Consider the following 9753-nt stretch of genomic DNA (forward strand, 5'->3'; position numbering starts at 1 on the left):
CAACTGTCAACTTTATGACCTTAAAGATGATTGTTGACTTTGAAGAAGGAGCTGATCCAAAAAGCGTTATGCAAAAAGTTAGAAACAGCTGCAAAAAGGTTGAAGATGATTGTGAAGTCTTTATTTAATAGCTTTTATCAATGCACCATATCTTCTTTATATGGTGTTTTTTTCTAGAGTTGAAGAAAACTCTATGTTAAAATTTATACAAGGAGTGATGCATAATGAAACATATACAAATTCCTCATTATCATGGAAAACAGGATGAAATTATTCTTGAAAACATATCCCAGATAAAAGATTTTCAAATAATTGCTGATATATTTAAATTACTAAGTGATAGTACAAGAATTAAAATCTTTTGGATATTATGCCATAGTGAAAAATGCGTTCTTGATATATCTTCGTTAATGAATATGACCAGTGCTGCAATATCACACCATCTCAAACAACTGAAAAATTCTCACTTGGTAATTAGCGAACGAATTGGTAAAGAAGTGTATTATAAGGCAGCTGATACAAATGAAGCAAAATTTCTTCATAAATCAATTGAAGAATTATTAAACATTGCCTGTCCTAAAAAAGAAAGTGAAATTTTATGAAAACAAACGAATTTTCCTACATTCAAAAAAAACTAGAAAAAATTGAACCTAGAACCATGGAAGTTATTCTTCATCAAGGCAGTAATTTAGCATCCGATAATGATACAATTCATAATGTTCATACTTTTACAAGCAGAACTGATGGAAAGGGCATTGTAGAAATATATAATCTATTTAAAGGGATTGAATTTTCGTACAATACCTTTGCAGCAAAAAAGATTGACTTTCATCATGAAGCTGCAAGCCATATTTTAGAAATCAATTATTGCTATAGCGGAAGAGTAGGATGGAACATGACCAATGGCAACTCTGTTTATCTTGGTGCCGGTGATCTGTCCATGCAGTCACTAAACTGCTGTGCCAATTCAACAATGTCGCTTCCTTCTGAATTTTATCGTGGTATTTCTATCTCCATTGATTTTAAAAATCTAGATGATGAAATCTTGCATTTTTTAAGGCACATAAAATGAATCTGGATATTATTATTCAAAGATATTGTACTGATAGAGCAATTGCCATTTTCTCAAATAAATATATAGATAATATATTTTCTATACTTTTTAATAAATCACCTTATGTAAACAGCATACTATACAAAATGAAAATCATGGAATTATTATCCTATATTTATTTTTATGACCTAAGTAGAGAAAAACGAATTACTGAATGGAACTCTCAGCAAGTATATCTGATTAAAGAAATTCATGATTTTCTCACAGAAAACTATGGAAAAAGATATACGATTGAAGAATTGTCCAAAAAATACCTTATCAATACTTCTTCTTTAAAGTCTACTTTTAAAGCTGTTTATGGCATGCCTATTGCTACTTACATGAAAGAGTATCGCATGAAAATTGCTATTGATCTATTGATTAATTCAACCGACACTATTTTCGATATTGCCAATCAGCTAGGATATGAAACACAAAGTAAATTCTCAAAAGCATTTAAAGATGTTATGAATATACTTCCAAGTGAATATAGAAAAACAAATAAAAACTCATCGTCTTAAATTTATATCATAGACGCATGAGTTTTTTATGAAAAAGCATATTATAGTGATTTCTTATTTATTAAAAGCAAATACTTGAGTTCCAACAAAATTAATAACCACTAGTAAAACTTTCTTGCATCATTAGGCATTTGATGTCATTCTATTAAACTATTTATTCCCTGTATGATCCTTTATTTCCACTTCTTTTATAATATTCTTATGCACATTTCATCATATAAGCTAATCCTCATTAAAATAATTTAATGAAGCTATTTGACAACTCTCCATAGCTAAAATAACTGCATTATAAGACACTGACATAGCATTTTGCATCAACAAAAATTGAAGTATCAGAAGAATGAGTTTTTAATAAAATTGCATTTGCAATTACACAAATATCTGTACATAGTCCAATAATCTCTATTGATTTTATTTCATGTTCTCTATTTGTCATAGATAATTATTTCGTCAATTTTATCAAGCCAAATGTTTCTTTTATGAAGATAAATGAATCTCTTAATTTTGAATTGTTTCAAGCTAATCAATAAGATTCCATCCAATGATATCTATTATACAGTGTTTTACTGATAAATTCTTTCCTTTGTACCAAGGCAATTATTATAATGGATATCTTAAGCAAATGAAACTTCTCCTTGATATAGCCTTGCTCTATTAACAATTGAAAAAACTGCCTTTTGTGCTTTTTTCCCAATCGTAAGCAATCCAATCTATCAGCATCTTTAAATTTATTATATAGCAGCTCCAACGTAGGATCATTATTCATTTTCAAAATGGTTTCTTTTGCAACTTCATCATCTTAATCATGATAAACCATAATTTCATCGGCTTCTTTATAGTATGATATTTGATTTTCTTTATATGATTTTTTGTAATACTATACTGCTCTATTTCCATGACCTTTATCAAACCACCCATCATGACGACAACTATCATGATAACAAGAAACAATAGCTAAGATATCTCTTTACTTTTTTGATAAATTAAACTGATTAGCCAATAATAGGCAAAATAGCAACACTTTTAATGAATGCTTTTTGTATGATAACTGCTATGATCCATCCAAAATTCAATTTTGGTATCCAGGAATTATTGCCAAAACAAATAATCCTGTTCAATAGCGTGATTTATCACTTAAATATTTTTTATGCTCATTTCAGTAATCACTCCAGGCACACTATATTTGCATTTGATTTTTGACTTCTTTAAGCACCTTTGCAATATTGCCAACAATTGCCATTCCTTTATCTTCTATTTTTTCCGGAAGAAAAGCGTACTTATCATTGACTGCAATGTAATATGAATTTTCTAAGGCTTCTGTTAGTTCCCAAAATGGTTCTTGAATAAACATCGGTGTCATTCTTCCTACCCCCAGTTCAATAAACAATATTTTCTTGTTTTTGTTTTCAAGAATATAATCTGATATTTTTTGATACTGTTCTTCATATTTTTTGCCTTGCAGAAAATTTCCGTATCCCCGAACCCATGGAAATGCTTCAGCACCACAATGAGGGCAATGTGGTATTAGTTCAGTAGCAACCTTTGTTCCTTCATTCATAGATACGATCATATCTTCTACCGGTTTTATGGCATCCCATGTATCATCACAACAAGCATGACTACATTGGAAAAAACGATGATCACCTTGTATTTCACTGACCTTATCTTCCTTATAAAGCTTTACGAACTGGGTATCCTGATTGGTTGTAATGATGTGAAAATCTTTACCATGAAGGATGGTATCTAAATCTTTGTACGGCTCTCTGATTGGTGCATGTACAGTTGTATAGAGAAATGTAGCTAAATATCCCCAATACTCCTCTCTTGAAGAAAATGGATAAGTCATTCCATCAAAAGCACCTTTGAATCCATATTTTTCAGCAAACTTACCAAAATATTGTCGATATGATGGCGTATCATCGTAATAAAAGTCGCCACCTCCCGCCGCCGATAAACCAGAGGCTCCACCAACAACAATGCACTCTGCTTCCTGAATCTTTTTAACAAACTTTTCAATCTGTTGTTGATAAGGCAAAGGCTGCTTCTTGCTCATCGTTAAAGCGGTTCCCCCTGCTTTATATAATCCAAAATTCCTTGAATAATTCTTCATTTGTGTTTCCATAACCAAATCTTCATAAAAGCTCATTTTGCACACTCTCTTTCTAATCAATTTTATTTCTTTCAAAATCATTAAATATTAGTATTCATATAAAATGTTTTCTACCATGCTACAAGTAATAAAACATTGTGTAGCTTAAAACGACAATCACATAACTATATCAAGAAATCATTTTAAAACATATTTAATAAACATAAATATTCATTATTCTCTTTTTCAAAGCAAAGATATAAGCACTTCCACATTAATTTACTCTAATTTTACAAAATAACCATTTACTATAAGCATATAAAGATCAATCAATATACTTTTATACTTCTTTTACCGAAATATGCCATAATTAACATCTTGATATTTTTTAAATTTCATTTAATATTTTCAGTGCATCTTTAAGATTCATTGTTAACAATACCGTTTTATCTCGCACATGTTCCGGCAAAGATGTATCGTTATAATTGATACTAATCAGCTTAGCGTTATCCATTTTCTTAGTCATTTGCCAAAAAGGAAACTTAATAATTGATGGTGTCATATTTCCTACACCCAATTCCAAAAAAACAATATTTTCATTTTGATAAGTCTTGATGAAGTTTTGATAATTTTGTCTTTGTTTTTGCCATTTTTTTCCTTCTAAAAACGTTTCATCCCTTACCCAAAGACGCATGATTCTATGACAATGAGGACATCTAGGAATAGAATCAGGTTGAACCACATATTCGCTTTTCCCCTTTAACATGTAGTTTAGCGCAGGAGTGATAGGGTAGAGCTGATCGTGACATGGCTGACTGCATTGAAGAAAACGTACATCACCCTGAAATGTCCAAATATTATCGTCTAAAAACACTTTGGATACTTGTGTATCAATGTTGGTTGTTAAAATGAAATGCGGCTTTAACTTTACTAAATCAGCTAAGTCCTGGTATGGTTTTCCACCTTTTTCATTTAGCATACATTGAACATAGTCTGCAATAAAACTCCATTGTTCTTCATAATTGGAATAAACATAATTCAAACCAAAAAACAAATTATTGTAACCATATTTTTGCCGGTATTTTGAAAAATGTTTATCAAAGAACTCATTTTCATGATAGTAATTGTAGCCACAGGCACTTGATAATCCAGAGCCGATGCCTACCACAATTGCATCTGCATTATTTAAAATTTCTTTTGCTTCCTTTATATTTTTTTCATTTTGATCTCTATATTTATCTTGATAGGATATTTCATCAGGAATATTAAATACAAATTTCTTGTTATTTTTTATCATAAACCAACGCCTTTAAAATCTGGGTTAGATCACCATCAAGACCATAAGATTTATTTTGAATTGCAGCGGGGATATATACTTCTCCTTTATTGATAGTAATGTATGTAGCTAATGGAGCACTGGCTACAAAATCCATTAATGGTTTTTTGATCATCTGATTTCTCCATCCAATTCCTAATTCTAAAACAACAATTTTCTTATCATGATATTGTTGGATAAAGTCTTGTAAACGTTCCTGCTGTTGTTCATTAGGTATAAATGCTGAATTAACCATCGCATTCAAGATCATTGGTTTACCACAATGAGGACAGTAGGGAACAAGATAACTAGGGACTTTTCCATCTTTTTCCTGTTTTGACATCTCTTTTATTTTTTCTATAGCTGGATAGAGAGTTAAATGACATGGCTGTAAACATTGCATATATTTAAACCCACCTTCAATTTCATAAATATTATCAGGATCAAAACCAGCAAGTTCAAAATGATTTTCTCCATTAGAAGTAACAAAGAAATAAGGTTTGTTGCCAATCAATTCAAAAAGTGCCTGTGTATTTTCACTTCCTTTATAATTTCCTGAATAATGACTTACAAGCCTACTGATATATCCCCAATATTCTTCCATCGTTTCAAAATGTGTAAAATATCCTTCTAGAATATTTCTCATTCCATAATTGCGTTTAAAATCACCTAATAGATTTTCAAACGACAAACCGTCATCAAAAATATTAAGACCTTCAGAAATTGAAAAACCATTGCTGGCACCAATAAGAATGGCATCTGCTTCATTTATTCGTTGTCTAATCCGATTAAATTCTATCATTATTTTTTATGTCCTCCTTCATCTGCTTAACTGTATCAGATAATACCTTTGCAATATCCTCGTCTATGGTAGTCCCTTTATTTTTTAGCTGATCTGGAAGCAAAGCATCATTAGGATTAATAGTTACATAATACGCATTTGGCAATGAGTAAGTTAAATTCCAAAATGGCTCTTTAATGAACATTGGTGTCATTCTTCCTACTCCCAGTTCCAAAAACAATAATTTCTTATCTTTGTAAAGGTCTATAAAATCTCTGCATTTTTGATATTCATAATGATATCTTTCACCTTCAAGAAACTCATATCCTCTTACCCATGGCTCTAATTCACTGCCACATTTTGGGCATCTAGGAATAAGATCAGAAGGAATTTCAAGATTTTCATCTATCGCATCATTCATTTTATAAATCATATCTTTATTGTAATATAAACCATCATGACATCTATTTTTACATTGATAATAACGAAAATCTCCTTGAATTTGACTCAATTTATCATCAGTAATAACGTGTGTAAATAAAAAATCCTGATTAGTTGTTAAAACATGAAATGGTTTTTCTTTAACAATTTCCATCAAATCCAGGTAAGGCTGTTTAGCCTCACTTTCATATTGAAGAACTCCAAATCTGGCTCTAAACGCCCATTTTGCTTCTGAAGTTGGAAAGTGATAGTAATAACCATTAAAAGCACCAGTAAATCCATATTTTCTATGAAACTCGCCAAAATATTTTTGAAAATACTTATCATTACAATAAAAATAGTTGTACCCACAAGAAGCAGACATTCCCGCTGCTGCACCAATAAGAATAGCATCTGCATTGTTAACTTTTTCCACTAAATTTTCAATTTTTTCTTGATAGTTCTTTTTATCAACGAAGTTTTTAAACATATAAACTCCTCCTTGGTTGTTATTTTATAAAATACATTAAACAATTTATCATACAATTGACGAACTTGTCAATAGATGTTATTATAAAATTAACATTAAAGAAGGTGACTATATGAAATATTCCGTTAAATTAAGTGATGCAGTACATATTCTTGTCATTATTGCCTTAAATCCATTAGAAAACTTAACAAGTCAAACTATCGCTAATAGCATTTATACAAATCCCAGTTTTATTAGACAACTAATGAGCAAAATGAAAAAAGCCGGAATTTTATCAAGCGTGCACGGTCATGCTTTACCTAGTCTTGCTAAAGATGCTAAAATGATTACTCTGCTTGATGTCTATAAAGCGGTTGAAGGTGATAAACCTTTATTGCACTTAAACACGCATACTAATCCTGAATGTGGTGTAGGGGTAAATATCCAATATACTTTGCAGGAATATTATGATGATATACAACAACACATTGAAACTAAAATGGATGAAATAACTTTACAAGATATCATTGATCAATTTTTGAAAAACATTAATCAATAAACTACAAGAGGAAATGAAATTACTGTTTAGTAATAATATCATTTCCTCTTTTGCTTTTATTTAGTTTTAATAAACTGATATAATGCCCCGATTAAGTTTGCATCATTTTTAAATTGACAGGCAACAATTTGGGGAAGGGGAATTGGAGCTTGAGTTAGTTCTAGGATTCTTTTAATATTTTTTTCAAGCATTTCAAATAATAGTGGCTGTTCACTAATTCCGCCACCAATAGCGATTTTTTCGGGATCAAAAATTGTTTGAATATTACAAATTTGAACAGCTAGATCAAGAGTATACAAATCTAGCGCTTTTATGGCATTTTCATCACCTGCTAAAACTTTTGTAAATATTTCTTTGCCAGTTAATTGTTCATCAGTATTACTACATTGCCGGTATTGTTTTAATAAACCAATACTGCCGCTTTTTTGCCACCAGGTATTACTAAAATCTTGATAATTATTAATGTCCGTACTTACAAAAGAAAATTCACCAGCGCAAAAATGTTTACCAGTATGAACTTTTTTATCTTTAATCAAACAGCCACCAACCGCAGTTCCTAAAACAATGACAACAGCATCTTGAACATCTTTAAGACTACCAAAGCCAACTTCTGCATTAGCAGCACATTTAGCATCGTTACCAATTGAAATAAGTGTAGGACACCTTTTTTGAAGACATTCAATCATTGGAATATTTTGAATATATTTCAATGCCCCTCCAGTAAAACAAAAACCTGTTTGAGGATCAATAATTCCTGGCATACTAAGAGCCATTCCTTTAATCACATCATGATAATGATCGTATATTTCCCCTATTGTTTCAATAAATTCATCTAGTGATTCTTGAGGAGTTGCAATAATCTGTTTTTCAGTTATATTTAAAACTTCATCAATTAAAGCATATTTAACAAAAGTTCCACCTACATCAATAGTTAAATACTTATTCATAATTTTATTTCCTTTCATCTAGTTAATAAGGGAAAGACAATTATCTTTCCCTTCATTTTTAAATATTGGCTTCTTGTTTATTTTGAAATCTTTCGTATGCCACAAAAAATGGAGCATAGATAAATACTGATAGAATTAAGACAATAAGTTGGGTTATTGCTCCTCTAATATCACCACCAGTAGCTAAAAATCCTTGTAATAAAGGTGGTGTAGTCCATGGAACTTCTAAAACAATCTTAGGACAGAACCCACTTGTAATTAATAACCATCCTACTAAAATACTAATTGATGGTGTGATAATAAATGGAATCCCCAAAATTGGATTTAATACTAATGGCATTCCAAAAGTAACTGTTTCATTAATTCCAAAGCAAGCTGGTAGAATAGATAAATTAGCAATTGCTCGATTATCTTCACGTTTACCAAAAATAAAGATAGCAATTAATAGTCCCATCGTTACTCCAGAACCAGTTAACTGTCCAAACATTTCTAACATCGTTAAATTGATTGTATTAGGAATTTCTTTATTTTGTTCAAAAGCTAACATATTTGTATATAGCAAAGGTTTAAAAATAGGATCTCTAACACCAGATACCATATTAACCCCATGAATACCGATAAACCAAAATAACATAATAATTAAATATAGGATCATAACTGCAACAATATTATTTCCAATTATCGTTGTCAATGGCTTTTGAATCGAATTGTAAATCAACGCATTTAATTCAGCTCCCGTTAATTCTTGACAAAGCAATGCAATAGCACCAAAAACAATACAAGTAATAATAGTTGGTACTAAAACTTCAAATGATCTTGCAACACCTTGGGGTACTCCATCAGGCATTTTTACTTTAAGAGCATCAAGTTTTCTAAAAATACCATATATTTCCATTCCTAAAATAGCAACGATCATCCCGGTAAAAAGTCCTGTCGCACTTGTATATTCAGAAGAAATTCCCACAAATGTTGCTACTTCCCCGCTTGAATTAACAAAATCACTTAAAATTTGTGTTGTTGGTGTTACGATAATAAATAGAATCAATCCTAAAATAGCTGGATATGTTCCTTTTTCACCATTAGCTTGAGCTATTTCTGAAGCAATCAACATCGTTATACCGATTGCTATACATGATATCGTTGCATATTGAATCGCTTCAAATACTGGATTTATAACTTTTAAAGCCATAATTGGTTCCCATAATTTCCCTAGTCCAGTTTCGCTGTTGACTAAGACATTAGTCCATAAAATACCAATTGCCCCTGCAATTGTTGCCGGCATAAAGTTTTGAAAAGCATTTTTGATGGCAGAAAGATACTTATTCTGTCCACACCAGGCACCGATTATACTTAATTTTTCTGCAAAAGTGTCCATATAACATCTCCTTATAATTCTTCTTTAGTTAATTCACGAGCTACGTCGTCTTTAATCGTTACTCCCTGAGCTTCTAATTCAGCAATCTTAGCTGCAAATTGTGGTAAATGTTTTTTATGAGCAATTAATAATTCATTAATAACATTGATCATTTTTTCTCCAGCAACGATTTGTGGATTTAAAA

The 9753-nt window shown here is 30.9% G+C and carries 11 protein-coding genes and 2 pseudogenes; 5 read left to right on the forward strand and 8 right to left on the reverse strand.

From position 1 onward, the window contains the following. The 4 genes and pseudogenes from J7M77_RS16885 to J7M77_RS07605 form a co-directional block, all read left to right on the forward strand. Positions 1–128: pseudogene (locus J7M77_RS16885) on the forward strand (heavy-metal-associated domain-containing protein); the annotation flags it as partial. 96 nt (positions 129–224) lie between these two features. Beyond that, positions 225–602, forward strand: coding sequence for a metalloregulator ArsR/SmtB family transcription factor (locus J7M77_RS07595; RefSeq protein ID WP_296877232.1), 378 nt, complete (start codon positions 225–227; stop codon positions 600–602). Further along, positions 599–1072: a hypothetical protein gene (locus tag J7M77_RS07600; RefSeq protein WP_296877233.1), complete on the forward strand. Its 474-nt coding sequence runs from the start codon at positions 599–601 to the stop codon at positions 1070–1072. The genes J7M77_RS07595 and J7M77_RS07600 overlap by 4 nt, the downstream gene beginning before the upstream one ends. Continuing rightward, the gene (locus J7M77_RS07605; protein ID WP_296877234.1) at positions 1069–1614 is read left to right on the forward strand and encodes an AraC family transcriptional regulator; all 546 of its coding nucleotides are present in this window, start codon (positions 1069–1071) and stop codon (positions 1612–1614) included. The genes J7M77_RS07600 and J7M77_RS07605 overlap by 4 nt, the downstream gene beginning before the upstream one ends. A gap of 286 nt (positions 1615–1900) precedes the next feature. On the opposite strand, the gene J7M77_RS07610 is transcribed toward J7M77_RS07605, so the two are convergent. The 5 genes from J7M77_RS07610 to J7M77_RS07630 form a co-directional block, all read right to left on the reverse strand. Beyond that, a complete protein-coding gene (locus J7M77_RS07610) occupies positions 1901–2050 on the reverse strand; it encodes a hypothetical protein (RefSeq protein WP_296877235.1) in 150 nt (49 codons plus the stop codon). Positions 2051–2791: 741 nt separating this feature from the next. Beyond that, positions 2792–3769: a hypothetical protein gene (locus J7M77_RS07615; protein WP_296877236.1), complete on the reverse strand. Its 978-nt coding sequence runs from the start codon at positions 3767–3769 to the stop codon at positions 2792–2794. 322 nt (positions 3770–4091) lie between these two features. Then, complete coding sequence (locus J7M77_RS07620) at positions 4092–5000, reverse strand: hypothetical protein (protein WP_296877237.1); 909 nt, start codon at positions 4998–5000, stop codon at positions 4092–4094. After that, positions 4987–5820 (reverse strand): hypothetical protein, encoded by an 834-nt coding sequence (locus J7M77_RS07625; protein WP_296877238.1) that lies wholly within the window; start codon positions 5818–5820, stop codon positions 4987–4989. Before J7M77_RS07625 ends, J7M77_RS07620 begins: the two co-directional genes overlap by 14 nt. After that, on the reverse strand, positions 5807–6709 hold the full coding sequence (locus J7M77_RS07630) for a hypothetical protein (protein ID WP_296877239.1): 903 nt from the start codon (positions 6707–6709) through the stop codon (positions 5807–5809). The genes J7M77_RS07625 and J7M77_RS07630 overlap by 14 nt, the downstream gene beginning before the upstream one ends. Before the next feature lie 112 nt (positions 6710–6821). Between J7M77_RS07630 and J7M77_RS07635 the strand changes: the two genes are divergently transcribed. Continuing rightward, a complete protein-coding gene (locus J7M77_RS07635) occupies positions 6822–7247 on the forward strand; it encodes an Rrf2 family transcriptional regulator (protein WP_296877240.1) in 426 nt (141 codons plus the stop codon). A gap of 56 nt (positions 7248–7303) precedes the next feature. On the opposite strand, the gene J7M77_RS07640 is transcribed toward J7M77_RS07635, so the two are convergent. The 3 genes and pseudogenes from J7M77_RS07640 to J7M77_RS07650 all read right to left on the reverse strand — a co-directional run. Beyond that, the gene (locus J7M77_RS07640) at positions 7304–8194 is read right to left on the reverse strand and encodes an ROK family protein (protein WP_296877241.1); all 891 of its coding nucleotides are present in this window, start codon (positions 8192–8194) and stop codon (positions 7304–7306) included. 58 nt (positions 8195–8252) lie between these two features. Beyond that, positions 8253–9569, reverse strand: a complete 1317-nt coding sequence (locus J7M77_RS07645; RefSeq protein WP_296877242.1) for a PTS transporter subunit EIIC — start codon at positions 9567–9569, stop codon at positions 8253–8255. Positions 9570–9580: 11 nt separating this feature from the next. Continuing rightward, a pseudogene (locus J7M77_RS07650) lies at positions 9581–9753 on the reverse strand (6-phospho-beta-glucosidase); the annotation flags it as partial.

Source organism: Thomasclavelia sp., from assembly GCF_017889095.1.
Lineage (GTDB): Bacteria > Bacillota_I > Bacilli_A > Erysipelotrichales > Coprobacillaceae > Thomasclavelia.

Excerpts from the sequence above, each read along its gene's own strand:
- J7M77_RS07595 (WP_296877232.1), top strand. The coding sequence starts at position 225 with ATGAAACATATACAAATTCCTCATTATCATGGAAAACAGGATGAAATT.
- J7M77_RS07600 (WP_296877233.1), top strand. The coding sequence starts at position 599 with ATGAAAACAAACGAATTTTCCTACATTCAAAAAAAACTAGAAAAAATT.
- J7M77_RS07605 (WP_296877234.1), top strand. The coding sequence starts at position 1,069 with ATGAATCTGGATATTATTATTCAAAGATATTGTACTGATAGAGCAATT.
- J7M77_RS07610 (WP_296877235.1), bottom strand. The coding sequence starts at position 2,050 with ATGACAAATAGAGAACATGAAATAAAATCAATAGAGATTATTGGACTA.
- J7M77_RS07620 (WP_296877237.1), bottom strand. The coding sequence starts at position 5,000 with ATGATAAAAAATAACAAGAAATTTGTATTTAATATTCCTGATGAAATA.
- J7M77_RS07625 (WP_296877238.1), bottom strand. The coding sequence starts at position 5,820 with ATGATAGAATTTAATCGGATTAGACAACGAATAAATGAAGCAGATGCC.
- J7M77_RS07630 (WP_296877239.1), bottom strand. The coding sequence starts at position 6,709 with ATGTTTAAAAACTTCGTTGATAAAAAGAACTATCAAGAAAAAATTGAA.
- J7M77_RS07635 (WP_296877240.1), top strand. The coding sequence starts at position 6,822 with ATGAAATATTCCGTTAAATTAAGTGATGCAGTACATATTCTTGTCATT.
- J7M77_RS07640 (WP_296877241.1), bottom strand. The coding sequence starts at position 8,194 with ATGAATAAGTATTTAACTATTGATGTAGGTGGAACTTTTGTTAAATAT.
- J7M77_RS07645 (WP_296877242.1), bottom strand. The coding sequence starts at position 9,569 with ATGGACACTTTTGCAGAAAAATTAAGTATAATCGGTGCCTGGTGTGGA.